Here is a 16,369-nt window from a genome sequence, read left to right on the forward strand (position 1 = left end):
TTCGTAAGATTAAATATGCTGCAAAAAAATACATATGACTAAATTTTCTGTAGACTTAACCAATTGTGATAAAGAGCCCATTCACATACCGGGCAAAATTCAATCACATGGTTTCCTCGTGGCTGTTGATAAGAACAGTTCAACCATTACTTATTTGAGTGAAAATACAGGAGATTTCTTAAAAGAACCAGCCAGGAACTTATTAAATAAACCACTGTCTGAGATAAATCATTTTATTAAACAACAAGATTCTGCGTTTAACATTGAAGACTTGCTTAAACTGGGTATTATCCGTAAAAGTTTTGATGCCATTAGTCCACATCCTTTGGAGATTAACGGACTTCCATTTTACCTCATTATTTCTTCGTCAAAAAACGACTGGTTATTAGAATTTGAACCCGTTACGCTGCAGTTCGACATTCAAAGTTCAATTGGCCGTTCGGCTTCATCTATGCTCCAGGGTAAAAATATTTCGGCCTTATTAAAGGGAGCAGCCAAAGAAGTAAAAAGATTGATCAATTACGACCGTATTATGGTTTACAAGTTTTTAGAGGATGGACATGGCGAAGTAGTTGCAGAAGAAAAAGAAGAAATGTTAGAGTCCTTTTTTGGCTTGCATTATCCCGCATCAGATATTCCGAAACAAGCACGAGAGCTATATAAACTGAATTTAACCAGACTAATTGCTGATGTAAACGTAGCCGATTCACCCATTATTACCTTCAAAGAAAACGAAGCACTAGATTTAACGAATGGAGGTTTACGGGCAGTATCGCCCATACACATTCAATATTTAAAGAACATGGGTGTGCAATCCAGTTTTAGCATATCCCTGATTTCTCATGGTGAGCTTTGGGGTTTAATTGCCTGCCATAATTATAGCCCTAAATTTATTGATTATAAAGCTAGAGAAGGCGCTAAGCTAATCGGCCAAATTCTTTCTTCAGCTTTGGAATACCGCCAGGAAGAAGAAGATGCAAAAATTATTGAGCAATTTAAAAGTACGGCGAATATCCTGTCTGAGCATTTAACACGCGATAAATATTTAATTGAGGCTATAACCACCCACAAACGGACTATTTTAGATGCGACCAAAGCATCCGGAGTTGCTGTCATTTTTGAAAATGAACTCAAAACCATTGGAAATGTACCATTAGAAGAAGATATAAGGGAACTTGCTGAATGGTTGAGAACGACCAACGATGAGTCGATATATTATACCCATCGGTTGTCTGAAATCTATTCTCCGGCTAAAAAATATAAGTCAATCGCATCTGGCGTTCTTTCTTGTCTGATAAATAAAGAACTGGGCGAAATGATCATTTGGTTTAAACCCGAAATAATTACCGATGTAAATTGGGCTGGAAATCCGGATAAATCCGTAGTTGAATCAGAAAATGGTTTAATGAGCCTGTCTCCACGCAAATCTTTCGAAATCTGGTCGGAGGTAGTTAATAATACCTCTGAAAAATGGATGGCTGAAGAAGTTGCCTCTGTGTTGAGGATACGCGAAATTATCATTGCCGATATTAATAAAAAGGCGAATGAAATCAGAGCACTTAATGAGAAGCTGCAGGCCGCTTATGAAGAACTGGATACGTTTAGTTATACCATATCTCATGATCTGAGAACTCCGCTTACCTCGATTAAAACCTATACAGAGCTAATGCTTAAAAACAAAAGTATAGATGAGGGAGGTAAAAAAATGTTAAGCAGGATTTTGGTTGGTGCTGATAAAATGAACTTGTTGATTAAGGAGATTTTAAATTTAGCAAGAGTTGGCCGTTCTGAGATTCATTTTGAAACCGTAAATATGGAATCTTTGCTTAAAGACATCAAAAACGAGGTATGGTCGGCCTATAAAGCAGATCAGTCAGTGTTAATTTTAGGACAACTTCCTAACATCAAAGGAGATAAAACCATGATTACGCAGGTTTTTACAAATCTGATTGGAAATGCTGTAAAGTACTCTGCTATGGTTGAGCAACCCAAAATTGAAGTTTCTGCGTATATAGACGAAGGGGAGATTATCTATTCGGTTAAAGACAATGGTATAGGAATTGATAATCGTTATTATGACAGGGTTTTTGAGCTTTTTAAACGTATGGATAATGTGAAGGAGATTGAAGGATCAGGAGTGGGCCTGGCTATTGTAAAAAGGATTGTAGAAAAACATCATGGCAGAGTTTGGTTTGAGAGTAAGTTAAATGTAGGATCGACCTTTTTTGTAGCTTTTAAAAACAGATAAATGAAAACACCAGATATATTTTATGTTGAGGATGATATAGATTATGCTTTTTTTATGCAAAGTGCTGTACAGGAAGTTAAGGATACACTGAATTTAACGATAGTTGAAGATGGGGTAGAAGCATTGAAAAAACTTCAGGGTTTTGCAGAAAATAAAACCAAACCTAAATTAATTTTGCTCGATTTGAATTTACCAGGCTTATCTGGTTTGGATTTACTAAAATTTATACGGGATATTCCCTATCTTAAATCCATACCCGTAATCTTGTTTTCGACATCCGATAATCCGGACGATGTTAAGGCCTCAATCGAATTTGGCGCGAATGCATACCTTACCAAACCCGACGGTTACGATAACTTAGTTAAATGTGTACATTCCGTACACGACTTTTGGTTTAACCAACATTTAAAATTAAATTAAAATTGAATAAAAAATATGGATAGATTCGGGCATTAGTCCGAATCTTTTTTATTTTATAATAAACTCCCAAATATGATTTCCAATTTATTGAGAACCGAAACTGCACAAAATCATAAAACATTAGAATCGCTGATGTTCGTTAATGAGATTATGAACAATACGTTAAGTACCGATCAGTATAAAAAGTTGTTAACTATTAATTATATCATTCACCAGAAATTAGAAAATACACTCGCAAATAGTTTAGACTCAACTATTGCTGAGCAATTGGGGATGAAGGACCGGTTAAAGCTGGGCGCTTTAGAACAAGACCTAAATTACTGGAATATCAGCACCTTAACCTTGCCAGAGTTAAGTTTTGAATTGTTTATTCCGGAAAAAAATATTGCAGAAGTTTTAGGTGCATTATATGTGCTGGAAGGGGCAACATTGGGCGGTAACGTCATTAAAAGGCATCTTTTAGCCAATCCTAATTTTAAAAACCACGAGGATGGCCTAAATTATTATGGCGTTTACGGGGAAGGGCTGAGCGCAAATTGGAAAATATTTCTTTCTGTATTAAATGAGCATGTTACTGAGGCAGATTATGAACGCTGTGTAAATAGTGCCAACTTTACCTTTAATAACCTGATTAAGCTCTCTGAGCAAATTGCATAAGTGCTAATATTTTATCTTCGGATTGTAAAAATGTGGCTGCAATAAGTGTAAAGGCATTTTTTTGATTGTGAAAATGTGCAAAACTTATTGCAAATAAATATTTGCTTTCTGTTGTTAATTCAAGGTAAATATGTATTATTGAAAAAAATAAATTTTTTAAACCCTAAAAACATCAATTAGCGATGGAAAAATTCTCAAAAGTTAAAGCTGCTGTTGCTGCTATTGAAGCAGATGTAGAAAAATTTTATAATGCTGGCAACGCAGCTGCTGGTACTCGTGTGCGTAAAGCAATGCAAGATCTTAAAGTTTTAGCACAAGAAATCCGTGCAGAAGTAACTGACAAGAAAAACTCTGGAAAATAATATTTCGCGAGTATGAAACAAAAAGGGTTCTGGTATGCCAGGCCCCTTTTTGCGTTTATAGCATTCGTTAGACTTACGAAGTTTAACCGTAATATGCATGTCAAACTTCGTAAGTCTGCAGCTTCGCACATCTTCACCCTGAGGGATAATTTATTTTATAAAAATCAATATATTGAACAGAGGGTTCTATTGCTATGTTCCGGCGAGGAATCGTCATTGCGAGAAGGCTTTTTCAGCCGACGAAGCAATCTTACAACTATCGCTAACAGCTTGCGCTTTAAGATTGCTTCGTGCCTCGCAATGACGACCTTTTTTTGGAGTCTGTCAATGGTAGCTTGTTTCAGAGTCTTAATGAGAGTTACGGTATAGATGCTGCAATAAATCCGATAGCTATCTGATCAGCATGACGCCCATAAATTAATAACACCTGTAAAAAGATAAAGCTCCCCATCGCGGAGAGCTTTTATCCAACTAACAAAACATATTTTTATTAAGCCTTAGCTTATATTATCCTTTCTTAATTAGTTTGTATTCGATTACTGGTTTGCCACGCTCACCACCATCACCAGATATATAACTGTTGAATTTTAGTTTATATACGTTACTTGCGCCATCTTTAATCACATAAAAAACATCGGCTTTAACGCCACCACCAACACCGGCCTGGCTAGGAGAGGTTCTCCATGAAGAGCCGATTACATCTCTTGATGCAGAAAAGGTTAGGCCAGCAATGTCTGACTCCATAAATGAAGCGTAAGCTTTGGTTGTTGTTGAAATTTTTGCAGCGGTTACATTCCCAAGGTTGTTAATTGCAACATAATCCTGAAACCAATAAGGAGAACCCAATCCTGAATTGTAAGTACTGTAACTCCATGAAATATCCCACGCAGCTTTAACTGGCTCAGCCTGTACAATTTTATTGTTTTCAAGAGATACAAATACCAGATTGTGATCTGAGCTTTTTGGTACATCCAGGGTTTTTATAGCAGTTTCGTTTAATCTTGCGTATTGGATTTTATAACCAGTGCTATTTCTGATAACTTTAATTTTAAACCATTTATCTTTATCCTTATTTCCTTCAAAACTTAGCAGATAAACTTTGTTCTCAACATCCGCGGCACTAACTTCAGCGAAAGCAGTTTTGGTTATGTCGCCGTCCCAATAATCTACCAGGGATACTGTCAGCGGATTTGTTATATCATGATTTAATTCTACCATAGTACCGGGATCAGCCAAAGTAACGGCTGTAATATCAGTTTTAGATGTTGCAGTTGCTGTTGTTTGATAAGAAGGATTAAGCACCACTCTAAATTTGCTATCAGAGGTTAATCCAATATTGAAACTTTTTCTATCTATAGGAGTTTGTTTGTCAGCGCTGAAATCTACATACACGATATTAGTATAATTTGATTCTGCTGTTTTGCCATTTAATGTTAACGTACTTCCATCAGAAGGTGGAGCAATAAAAATGGGTTCATCGGTATCTTTTTTACAAGCCGTAAATGTTATAGCCAGAAAAGCCACGGCAATCATTGAGTTAAGTTTATTCATCTTGTTTTAATTATGTTATTTATTGTTAAAGTTTATTCCAGTTATAGGTTAGCCCAAGCACGTAAGATCGACCATAACTATATGGAACATCGCCACCTGTACTATGCGCTCCGCCGGTAGCGGTTGAGGTATTGCTGAGTTGTGTAACATCAAAAAGGTTTTTAATACCTGCATTAATGGTTAAAGATTTAAACAGATTTTTGTTCAGCATTAAATCTGCGGTATGGAAATCACTGATTTTCGTCAGTATTACTGAGTTGGGATCGTTTTCTACCATAAGTTTATAGTTTGGTAAGCTCCCGGTATATTTATAAAAGAGACTGATACTCCCATTTATTTTAGGAAGCGTATAAGTTATATTCGAGTTTACTTCCGTAGCCCATGCAAATTCAGGAGTCTCCAGGTCTGGATTGCTCACCCTTAAATCATTGTATCGGCCAATATATGATACACCCAGTGTAGCCTGAATATTTTTGTAAATCAATGTATTGTCTAATGTAGCACCTGTCGTTTTATACTTGTCTACATTAAATAGTGAGGTTATGGAGTTATCTGTAGGAGACTGGGCAAAATTAATCCTGTTTTTAAACAAATTGTAGAATCCCGATAGGGTAGAACGGAACTGCAAATCTTTTTCATGTACGCCGGTCCAGGCCAGCGAGCCATTAAAACTGTTCGATTCTTCGGCTTTTAAATTAGGGTTACCTAAAATATTATGACTGGCATCTACAAAATCGTAATATAATTCTCTCAAAGCTGGAGAACGGAAACCTTTAGCGTAAGCCAGTCTAAGATCTAAATCTTGGGTTAAAGTAAACTTGGCATTTAATGAAGGAATTACAGGAGGGGCATCGTAAATGGAATTTTTAATAAACCTCAATCCTGGTCTAACACTTATTCCGCCAGTAAGTTTAATCTCGGCAGAAATAAACGCTGCATAATCATTAATAACCGGCGATCCATTAATTCTCTGTCCACTAGCTGCATCTCTGTTGTATTCGATCCCGGGCTGAAATACAATTGATTTATTCAATACGTAAATTGCAGTAGCCCTAAAAATAGCTGAGTTGAATTTTGCGATATCCTGTTCACCCTTATCCACGCTTAATCGTTCTGTGTTGTTTGTGAAATTATGGATAACGGTATGGGTTGATCGTTGTAAATCGGTGTAACCTCCTATAGCGGTGACCTGTAATTTATCATTTACCCTCCATTCAGACTGTAATTGTTGCGTATAACGTTTGGTGGTATAGGTAGATAGCTTCCCTTCAAAGCTTGATGGATTTATTCCAAAACGCGAATCAATATCCTCATTTAGTCCATCCAAACGATACCATATATTGAAATTTTGATTTCTATAACCGATTTTAGTATTACCGAGCCATTGCTCCTTAGGCTTCCATTGATTTTTATAACTATTAAATTCTTCTAAAAATGCTGTTTTCGGAGCCATATTCCAGCCACCAAAATCGTTATGTGATACACCAAGCAAAGCACTCCAGCCTTTTTGCTGCCAGCTAACACTTAGATTCTGATTGTGCTGACCTGCACCATGAAGCAGGTTATATTCTTTTCCAGCTGTTTCTTCCTGTACACGCGCATGAATACTCAGGAATTGCTTACCAGGATTTTTGGTTATAATATTAATTACGCCGGCCAAAGCATCGGTACCATACACAACAGACATCGGGCCTTCTACAATTTCGATCCTTTCGATCGTATTAACGTCTATCTGATTTAAACTTTCGCGGGCATCCGATCGGTCTACCATCGGTACACCATCCAGTAAAATTTTAATATTTCTACCGGTCATCCCCATTAAAGAAACATCAGTTGTGCCTAAGGTTAAATCATTACTAAAACGAAAACCGAGTTCGGTATTTAAAATCTGCTGTACATTGGTTGCTGCTCTTAACTTAATCCGTTCTGCACTTATGGTTTTTACATTGTATACCGAATTTCTCAAAGTTTGCGGCCCGTACTGCCCCGTAATCACTACCTCTCTCAAATCATTTGCCTTCACTGTATCTATTTTAATTTCTTGAGCCACAGTTACAAACCCACAAAGCGATAAGGCAATTGATAAATATATCTTCATTTATTTAGACTAATTATAAATAATTATGCAAATTTGTAGATATTCACAAAAAACAGATAACGTTAAACGGATAATTAATACCGCTAAACGGATTAAATCAATATGGAAGTTAAACTCTCAACCGATCCGGAAGGAAAAATTATTTATGAACACACCTACCCAGATAATTTTGATGGAGCTAAAGATGTAGAGGAGATTGTAACTGAATTAAAAACAGATGATTTCAACTTCCACATCATCCAAAAATGGTTTAGCGGGATTCACATTTCTATTTTCGAAATTGATCCGCAACGGGAAGAAAGTTTTTGCTTTGAATCTTCCCAACAGCATATTGGTTTTCTATTTTGCCTGAACGGCACGATTAATTATTGCCATAACCAGCACCAAAATAATTTTTTATCACTTGCTAAAAACGAGCAGGACTTTAATATGGGCCTGATTAATTCGATTAAATTTAATGTGGCAGGAAAAACCAGATGCCTTTATATACAACTCACACAAGCGTATTTCTGTCAATTAACAGGTGCAGAACTTGCTGATGATCTCAAAAAGACCATCCAGAAATCCATTAGTCCGGAAATTGGTTTAATACTGCAGCAAATTATTTATCCCAGGCACGAAGGTAGGGTAAAACGCCTGTATCTGGAGGCCCGGATATTTGAATTGATTATTGCTTATTTTAATCAAAAACCAAAGAAACAGACAGGCATAATAAAAAAGGATGATGTAGAAAAAATTCTATTGGCCAAAAAATTGGTAGAGTACGATTTACAAAAACCAAATTCTTTAATGGAATTGTCGCGTAAGGCTGGTATTAATGATTTTAAGCTTAAAAGAGGCTTTAAAGAACTAACCGGATATACTGTTTTTGGCTATCTTTATAAGATAAGGATGGAAAAAGCTCATTATTTTTTATCAAAGGAAAAGAAAACTGTTAATGAAGTTTCTTTTCTTGTAGGCTATAAAAATGCACAACACTTTATTACTGCCTTTAAAAAGCAGTATAATATTTTGCCAGGAAGTTTAAACAAAAGCTAGTTATTCAGCACAAAGGTTGGCTTATTCTTTTACCTCGTTTATAATCAAATCAGATTCTACAATGGTATTGTAATAGGCCCGGTTCTCAGAATTAGGACTATGAATAAGATCTAACAAGATATTGGCGGCTTTTTGCCCCTGCAAATATGGATATTGCTCTACCGAAGCTATAGGTGAATTATCCAAGTAACTGATAATAGGTAAATTTGAGTAACTCACGATATCATAATCATTAATTACATTTAACTTTTTAAAGTGTCTGATTAGAAATAGCGCCACATAATCATTAAAAACAACGATAGCTGTCGGTTTTCTTTTGTGGTTTAAAAACTGTCCGGCAGCGTCTATTGTACCTTCTTCGGTTAAATCGCAGTTTACCACTAAAGATGGATCGAACTTTAAGCGGTTAAAAGCAATTGCACGCATATAGCCATCTTTGCGCTCCTCACTCGCATATAAGGTGCTCGGTCCGTTAATCATTCCAATGCTTCTGTGTCCCTTTTTCAAAAGATAGTTTACAGCTTTTACTGTTGCACTTTCTAAACTGCACGCAACGTAATGCACGTTTTTTAATGGCGGTATCCGATCAAAAAATACGACTGGTATATTAAATGAATTAAGTTTTTCGAAATGATCGAACCTGGAAGTTTCTTTACTTATGGAAACCAATAAACCGTCTACCCGCTGATTTTTCATTTTTTCAACGAGCTTTACTTCCTGCTCATAATGATCGTGCGATTGAGCAAAAATTACGGTATAGTTTTTCTTAATAGCTTCATCTTCAATTGCAGAAATAGCGACGGAGAAAAAATATTCTGATAGCTCCGGTAAAATTACGCCAATAGTATATGTTTTGCCTTTTTGAAAAAGAATTGCCGCATTATTGGGCTCATAGTTTAACGACTTCGCCAGCTGCTTAATTTTCTCTTTTGTAATTGCCCCAATGCTCGGATGATCATGTAATCCCCTTGAAACACTGGATGGAGAAATGTTTAAGATTCTGGCTATTTCTTTGATGGTTGTTGGTTTCGACTGCATTCTGAGTGCTAAACTACATTAAATTTCTTCGGTATGTAATAATACAAATTAATCAAACGTTTGCCATGTGTTTTTCTCATTCTTTCCGCTGTTATAAAAGCCTGTTTAAAATTAAATAAATTTATTTCGTATGTCAGTCTGAGCGTAGTCGAAGACCATTTCAACACATTAATAAAGCAATCGACTAAGCTCAGTGTGAATCATTAACAGTAATCCATACGTCAAATATCCATGGCATGTTATTTTTATAAAAGCATATTCATACTTTGCCTGAATTAATAAATAACATGATAACCTTATATATTGTACTCACTCTCTTTATTGCATTTTTAGTCATTATAAATCTTCCGGTTTTTGGGCGTTTGCCAAAAGGATTACGCTTGGAAAAAATCCGCCACTTGGCTAATTATCGTGATGGTGCCCTGCAAAATGAGTCGTTAACGCTCATGCAACCTGAAGGGGTAAGCTTCTTTAAGGTTTTAAGCGCATTTCTTTTCGAAAAACATCCGAATAAGGTTCCGGATAAAGCGCTTCCATATATTTTACCTGACTTAAACGGCACTCCTAAAAGCGATGCGCCCGAAATTATCTGGTTTGGGCATTCATCTTACCTGATTAAAATAGCTGGTTTAAGAATTCTGGTTGATCCTATATTTAGTAAAACTCCTTCTCCATTTTCATTTATCGGGAGCAAGGCCTTTTTGGGCACAGACGTAATAAAAGCAGAAGAATTTACAAATATCGATATCCTGATCATCACACACGACCATTATGATCATCTCGATTATGATAGTATTTTAAAAATTACACCACAAGTTAAAAGCATTGTTACTTCGCTGGGAGTAGGTTCGCATCTGGAGCGATGGGGAATTAAAAAAGAAAACATACATGAACTAAGCTGGAACGAATCAATAACATTATTTAACAACGTACAATTAACAGCTGTTCCGGCCAGACATTTTACCGGGAGAAAGTTTAAAAGAAATCAAACGCTTTGGTCGGCCTTTGTATTGAAAAGTGCAACCTCCCAACTATTTTTGGGTGGCGATTCTGGATATGATACACACTTTGCCAAAATAGGTGAGGAGTTTGGTCCCTTTGATTTAGCCTTGCTCGAGTGTGGGCAATACAATGCCTATTGGCCATACATCCACATGTTTCCGGAACAAACGGTGCAGGCCGCAATCGATTTAAAAGCAAAAGTTTTAATGCCGGTGCATTGGGGTAAGTTTAGCTTAGCCATGCATCCCTGGAACGAACCTGTTAAAAGAGTTGTTTTAGCGGCTGCAGCGAGGCAGCTTCCTTTAATGACTCCAAAATTGGGTGAAACTGTAGTGTTGGGTGCGTATTTACCTACCGGGCGCTGGTGGCCAGAAGAATAAAAATTAAACAATAAGCATTTTATGGTGTTTAATTTCTAAAACAAATTGCATTATGAAAACTGATCTTGTAGAAATTTTTCAAACCATTAGGGCAGGGGTACAGCCATACGCAACCCTTGGTTATACCGTTCATGAAAACTCCGAAAGTGGATACGATCTTTATAGTGAAAAGAATATAGAATTAAACGGTGAAAAAGTAACCGAACGTTTTTTTGCAGGTGTTTATATCAACGGAAATCAAGTGGAGGTTAAAATCAATACAACAGATTTTTCTACCGAAAACCAAAACCTGAGCGATTTAGGAAACGATACTGCGGTTTTAAAAATTACCCAGTTGGATGATGCTAAATTAAAGGAAGTAGAAACTTTAATAGAAATTATCCATACGAACTTTAAAGAAAAAGGATGGATTTAATAATTTGATGGCTAAATTTGCAGCAGATAATTTTTTCGAATAAATTCTGCTGATTGAATAATTTAATTTCCCAGGATAACTGGCATCATCAATTTAGTCTGGCACTTGCTCATCACAAAATTGGCTGCTTTTTTTATTTAGAAGATGGGTTTCAGTTATTACGGATTGATGATCAACTGATCATTAACCTCGTCAGTTTAAATAATAAGTTCAATTCTCAGGCGCTCATTAAGCTTCAGGAAAGATATCATCAGGAAGGTACTAAACTTATTCACTTATGGGAAGACCTTTGGCTATCAAAACCAGACCAGGTTTTAGCGAGAATAAAATCCCTGATTGGTGAAAATATCCGCATTCATGGCAGGAAAACCAAAGTATGCAAAATTACTAAACCCGTTGCTGATTCTTTTTTAACAGAAAACCATTTACAGGGATCGGTAAGTAGCCGTTATAAAATTGGTTTATTTGAAAAAGATGAACTTGTGGCTGTAGCTACCTTTTCTGCACTGCGCAAAATGAATCATACCGAAAATTATAAATCTGCAGAACTGATCAGGTTTGCCGTTAAAGCGGGTTATTCCATCACCGGCGGATTAAGTAAATTGATTTCCTTTTTCGCTGCAACATATCACCCAAATGATCTGATGACTTACGCAGATCGGGACTGGTCGGCAGGGGAGGCTTATATCAAATTGGGTTTCAGGCAAACCGCTGTTTTGGAACCTCAGATTTATGGATTAGATGGAAATCTAAATCGTCTGCTTAAAAAAGACCAGGAGGTTTTTGCACAAGAAGTGTTTAATACAGGAAGTTTAAAGTTTATTCTCCAGTTTTAATGGATCAGCACAATCTCATCATTATTTTAGGGGCCACGGCATCTGGCAAAACTAAACTGGCCGTAAGCATAGCGGATGTTTTAAATGGAGAAATTATTAGTGCTGATAGCCGCCAGGTATTTAAACGAATGGATATTGGCACGGGGAAAGACCTGCAAGAATATCATATTAACGAAAAAAAAATCCCTTATCATTTAATTGATATTTTAGCACCTGGAGAACGTTATCATGTAGACGCCTTTAAAAACGACTTCTATCAGGCTTTTGAATCGATAAAACAAAAAAACAAAATACCTATCCTTTGTGGCGGAACAGGAATGTATATCCACAGCCTTTTGCAAAATCAAACTTTTACCGCTATTCCGGTAAATCAACAATTTAGAGATCAACTAAATTTATTATCGAAAGAGGAATTGATTTTAAAATTGCAAAATGATAAAAGCCAGGACACCAATCATGTTGATCTATCCTCTAAAAAGAGATTAATCCGCGCATTAGAAGTAGCAGATTATTTAAAATATCACACACTGGAAGTTGTAGAGCGGCCCGAAGTTAAACCCATTATTTTTGGATTAAAAAATGAAGTGGAAATAACACGTGCCAAAATCCTGGCAAGGCTTGACCAAAGATTTAAAGCAGGCTTAATTGAAGAGGTAGAGCAATTGCTTAAGGAAGGCATTAGTAAAGAAATGCTGGTTTTCTATGGATTGGAATATAAATTCATTGTGAATTACCTGGATGGCTTATTCACTTTTGATGAGCTAAAGCTGAGACTTGGCATTGCCATTTGTCAATACGCCAAAAGACAAAATACTTTTTTCAGGAAAATGGAAAAGGACAATGTGGAGATTATCTGGCTGGATGCATCAGGACCTGCAAACCTTTTACAACAGCAAATTCTGGAAAAAGTTTCAGTAAAGCTCAATTAAAGATTATTGGTCATTTTAACGTTGCTTTATCCATTAAAAACAGCGAAAAAGCCGTTTTGGCACAGCCTTTGTATTTGTTGATGCATATTAGTTTAACTCAAAAACAATAATATTGAAATGAAAACAATTACTAAAATTATTGCTACCTCAGCAGCTGTCGTGGCTTTATTCTTTACTACAAATGCTAATGCGCAATCTTCTCCAAAATTAGGAATAGGAATTATCGGTGGTATACCTACCAGTGATGGATATAATGTAGCACTTGGTGCAGATTTACGTTATCAGTTTGATATTGATAAACAATTATCAATCCCTGTAACTGCTGGTTATACCCGTTTCCTGGCGAAAGACTTCACTGTAGGAAATGTAACTTATGATGGTGTAGACTTTGGCTATATCCCTGTAAAAGCTGGCGTTAAATATTTCTTTAATGATTCAGGTGCTGGTGCTTATGGCCTTGCAGAGTTAGGTGCTGGTTTCGGTACTAACGAAGGTAGCGGTACATCATTTGTATATTCACCAGCTGTTGGTTATGCATGGAGTAACGGTTTAGATTTAGGCCTTAAATATGAAGGTTTAGCTAGAGATGGTAGCAGCACTGGTTATGTTGGCCTACGTTTAGCTTACGGATTTAACTTATAATCATCCCGCTAAATAATATTGGAAAGCCCCGACTTTAGTTGGGGCTTTTTTATTTCATAACATTCTGAAAAACATGAAAATCCAGCATTGATATTTTAACGTATATAACCTAAACCCTTAATTAATAACTTAAAATATCTTAAAATGAAAACTACTACTAAACTTTTTGCAACGACTTTAACGGCTCTTGCCATTTTAACCACATCTAATTTGAAAGCACAAACTATGGGTTCCACCGAGCCAATGACCACCGGAAGCGGTATGGCTTTCAAAATTGGCGTAGGTGTAAATGCCGGATTATTTCCAGATCGTTCGGAAATGGATTATGGTTATGGGGCAGACGTAAAACTTCAGTATGATTTAAGCCCGTATGTAGCCGTTACAGCTTCTGGCGGTTATACCCGTTTGAAATGGAAAGGTAGCCCTTTAAAATTCGAATTCATTCCGGTAATGGGTGGTGTTAGGGTGTTCCCAATTGAAAGGATGTACCTGGCTACGGAACTTGGTTCAGGTCTGGCCATTAAAGATGGGGCTAACATGAACTTTATTTATACCGGTGGTTTAGGTTACGAATGGAAAAACGGCCTTGATCTTGGTGTAAAATATGAAGGTTATGTAAACAACAGCGCTTCGGATCTTTACTTCATGAAAACAGGACAATTTAACCTGAGGCTGGCCTATAATTTTAAATTATAATTCAAACATCATATAATTTTAGAGTCCCGACGAAAGTCGGGACTTTTTTATTTATTTACCATTTAAATTGCTATTTTGAGCCGAAAACCAAATACCATGAAAAGAATATTCGGAATAGCCGTACTTACCATTCTAATGGCCTGCAACCAGGCAGAAAAAAAATCTACAGAAACTAAAGATTCAATAAAAACGGATTCAGTATCGGTTAAAAATGAGGTTTCTATAAAAGACAAGCAGAAATCTGAAATCTTTAACCAGTATGTAGATTTAAAAAATGCACTGGTAAAATCAGATTCTGCCACTACACAAAAAACTGCGGCAAAGTTACAAACGAGTTTGGCCGCCTATAAAGGTTGCGAGCCTACTGCAGCTGTTGCAGGCAAAATCGCTGCAAGCAACAATCTCGTTTCGCAAAGAAAAGATTTCACGGTTTTAAGTGCTGATTTAATCGCTTTACTTAAAAATGCAGAAATAGAAAAAGGCACGATATATGTTCAGCATTGCCCTATGGCGAATAAAGGAGACGGAGGTGATTGGTTATCAACTGAAAAGGAAATTAAAAATCCTTATTATGGTGACGAAATGTTAGAATGTGGTAGAGTTGCCGAAGAGATTAAAGCAAAATAAGGTGCTAAAACAGGTTTAATTAAGCATGATTGTTACTTCATTTTGACTAATTATTCATATTAATTTAACAGATTTGTTATGCATGTATATTAATTTTATATAATTTAGAAAGCTATAAACATAATACAATAATATGTCAGATATTGCAGAGATAAAAGTTGATGGTAAGACAATAGAATTGCCAGTAATTACAGGAACAGAAGATGAAAAGGCCATTGATATTTCGAAATTAAGAGATCTAACGGGCTTCGTAACTTTAGATACTGGTTTTAAAAATACTGGTTCTACAAAAAGTAAAATCACTTTTTTAGATGGTGAAAAAGGCATTTTAAAATATAGGGGATATTCTATTGAAGAGCTTGCGGCAAAGTCGAGTTTTTTAGAAGTGATTTATCTGATCATTTACGGAGATCTTCCAACACAAAAACAACTGGAAGATTTACAGGCTGATATCAGCAAGCATACCCTGATTCATGAGGACATGAAGAAATTCTTTGATGGTTATCCATCAAGATCTCATCCAATGGGTCAATTGGGTTCGTTAATCTTCTCATTATCTACATTCTATCCCGAATGTTTGAAACCAAATCAGACCGCAGAAGAACAAGATTTAACCATTATCAAACTTTTGGCCAAATTTCCAACCATTGTTTCTTTTGTTTATAAAAAATCATTAGGTCATCCGCTTATTTATCCAAAAAATAAATACGATTATGTAACCAATTTCCTTTGGATGACATTCGGGCAACGTACTGAAGATTATGATGTAAATCCGATTGTTGTTAATGCGATGAATAAATTGCTTATTCTGCATGCAGATCACGAGCAAAACTGTTCAGCATCGACTGTTCGTATTGTAGGTTCTTCTGATTGTAATTTATATGCTTCAATTGCTGCCGGTATTGCTGCGCTTTGGGGACCATTACATGGTGGTGCTAACCAGGCTGTGATTGATATGTTAGAATTGATTAAAGCTGATGGTGGTGATACAGAGAAATGGATTGCAAAAGCGAAAGATAAAAATGATCCGTTCCGTATGATGGGCTTTGGTCACCGTGTTTATAAAAACTTCGATCCAAGAGCTAAAATCATTAAAAAAGCTTGTGATGATATCTTAGAAAATTTAGGTATTGATGATCCGATTTTAGAAATTGCTAAAAAGCTGGAAGAAGCAGCTTTAACTGATCAATACTTCATCGACCGTAAGTTATATCCGAATGTAGATTTCTATTCAGGTATTATTTACCGCGCACTAGGCTTTCCATCTGAAATGTTTACCGTTCTATTTGCTTTAGGCCGTTTACCAGGATGGATTGCTCAATGGAAAGAAATGCACGAGAATAAGGAACCGATTGGTCGCCCTCGTCAGATTTACGTTGGCGAAACCGATAGAGAATTTGTTGAGCTTAAAGACCGGAAATAATTCTATA

The 16,369-nt window shown here is 36.3% G+C and carries 16 protein-coding genes; 13 read left to right on the forward strand and 3 right to left on the reverse strand.

What is annotated here, in order from left to right:
• Window positions 1-34 precede the first annotated feature (34 nt).
• From IM793_RS20460 to IM793_RS20475, 4 genes are all read left to right on the forward strand, one after another.
• Window positions 35-2,248: an ATP-binding protein gene (locus tag IM793_RS20460; RefSeq protein WP_193424584.1), complete on the forward strand. Its 2,214-nt coding sequence runs from the start codon at window positions 35-37 to the stop codon at window positions 2,246-2,248.
• Window positions 2,249-2,668 (forward strand): response regulator, encoded by a 420-nt coding sequence (locus IM793_RS20465; RefSeq protein ID WP_132399709.1) that lies wholly within the window; start codon window positions 2,249-2,251, stop codon window positions 2,666-2,668.
• Between the two features lie 72 nt (window positions 2,669-2,740).
• Window positions 2,741-3,325, forward strand: coding sequence for a biliverdin-producing heme oxygenase (locus tag IM793_RS20470; RefSeq protein WP_193424586.1), 585 nt, complete (start codon window positions 2,741-2,743; stop codon window positions 3,323-3,325).
• A 182-nt stretch (window positions 3,326-3,507) separates the two neighbouring features.
• Window positions 3,508-3,687, forward strand: coding sequence for a hypothetical protein (locus IM793_RS20475; RefSeq protein WP_010602585.1), 180 nt, complete (start codon window positions 3,508-3,510; stop codon window positions 3,685-3,687).
• A gap of 507 nt (window positions 3,688-4,194) precedes the next feature.
• Here IM793_RS20475 and IM793_RS20480 read toward each other — a convergent pair.
• Complete coding sequence (locus IM793_RS20480) at window positions 4,195-5,238, reverse strand: HmuY family protein (protein ID WP_193424588.1); 1,044 nt, start codon at window positions 5,236-5,238, stop codon at window positions 4,195-4,197.
• Between the two features lie 25 nt (window positions 5,239-5,263).
• Entirely contained in the window at window positions 5,264-7,336 is a 2,073-nt protein-coding gene (locus tag IM793_RS20485) for a TonB-dependent siderophore receptor (RefSeq protein ID WP_193424589.1), read from the reverse strand.
• Window positions 7,337-7,438: 102 nt separating this feature from the next.
• Between IM793_RS20485 and IM793_RS20490 the strand changes: the two genes are divergently transcribed.
• Entirely contained in the window at window positions 7,439-8,374 is a 936-nt protein-coding gene (locus IM793_RS20490; RefSeq protein WP_193424591.1) for a helix-turn-helix transcriptional regulator, read from the forward strand.
• A gap of 21 nt (window positions 8,375-8,395) precedes the next feature.
• On the opposite strand, the gene IM793_RS20495 is transcribed toward IM793_RS20490, so the two are convergent.
• Window positions 8,396-9,412: a LacI family DNA-binding transcriptional regulator gene (locus tag IM793_RS20495; RefSeq protein WP_193424593.1), complete on the reverse strand. Its 1,017-nt coding sequence runs from the start codon at window positions 9,410-9,412 to the stop codon at window positions 8,396-8,398.
• Between the two features lie 287 nt (window positions 9,413-9,699).
• Here IM793_RS20495 and IM793_RS20500 point away from each other — a divergent pair, with 287 nt between their 5' ends.
• The 8 genes from IM793_RS20500 to IM793_RS20535 all read left to right on the forward strand — a co-directional run bounded on the left by IM793_RS20500 (window position 9,700) and on the right by IM793_RS20535 (window position 16,362).
• A complete protein-coding gene (locus IM793_RS20500) occupies window positions 9,700-10,794 on the forward strand; it encodes an MBL fold metallo-hydrolase (protein WP_193424595.1) in 1,095 nt (364 codons plus the stop codon).
• Between the two features lie 52 nt (window positions 10,795-10,846).
• Complete coding sequence (locus tag IM793_RS20505; protein ID WP_193424597.1) at window positions 10,847-11,209, forward strand: hypothetical protein; 363 nt, start codon at window positions 10,847-10,849, stop codon at window positions 11,207-11,209.
• A gap of 53 nt (window positions 11,210-11,262) precedes the next feature.
• A complete protein-coding gene (locus IM793_RS20510) occupies window positions 11,263-12,045 on the forward strand; it encodes a hypothetical protein (protein ID WP_193424599.1) in 783 nt (260 codons plus the stop codon).
• The gene (gene miaA / locus IM793_RS20515) at window positions 12,045-12,974 is read left to right on the forward strand and encodes a tRNA (adenosine(37)-N6)-dimethylallyltransferase MiaA (protein WP_193424601.1); all 930 of its coding nucleotides are present in this window, start codon (window positions 12,045-12,047) and stop codon (window positions 12,972-12,974) included. Before IM793_RS20510 ends, miaA begins: the two co-directional genes overlap by 1 nt.
• 117 nt (window positions 12,975-13,091) lie before the next feature.
• Window positions 13,092-13,616, forward strand: coding sequence for a hypothetical protein (locus IM793_RS20520; RefSeq protein ID WP_193424604.1), 525 nt, complete (start codon window positions 13,092-13,094; stop codon window positions 13,614-13,616).
• 144 nt (window positions 13,617-13,760) lie between these two features.
• Window positions 13,761-14,312, forward strand: coding sequence for a hypothetical protein (locus IM793_RS20525; RefSeq protein ID WP_193424606.1), 552 nt, complete (start codon window positions 13,761-13,763; stop codon window positions 14,310-14,312).
• Window positions 14,313-14,408: 96 nt separating this feature from the next.
• Window positions 14,409-14,939 carry a DUF3347 domain-containing protein gene (locus tag IM793_RS20530; protein WP_193424608.1) on the forward strand — a complete coding sequence of 177 codons (531 nt, stop codon included), beginning with the start codon at window positions 14,409-14,411 and terminating at the stop codon, window positions 14,937-14,939.
• Between the two features lie 133 nt (window positions 14,940-15,072).
• Entirely contained in the window at window positions 15,073-16,362 is a 1,290-nt protein-coding gene (locus IM793_RS20535; protein WP_025144812.1) for a citrate synthase, read from the forward strand.
• Window positions 16,363-16,369 lie beyond the last annotated feature (7 nt).

Origin of the sequence: Pedobacter sp. MR2016-19, assembly GCF_014947265.1 — a bacterium.
In the GTDB taxonomy this organism is placed as follows: domain Bacteria; phylum Bacteroidota; class Bacteroidia; order Sphingobacteriales; family Sphingobacteriaceae; genus Pedobacter.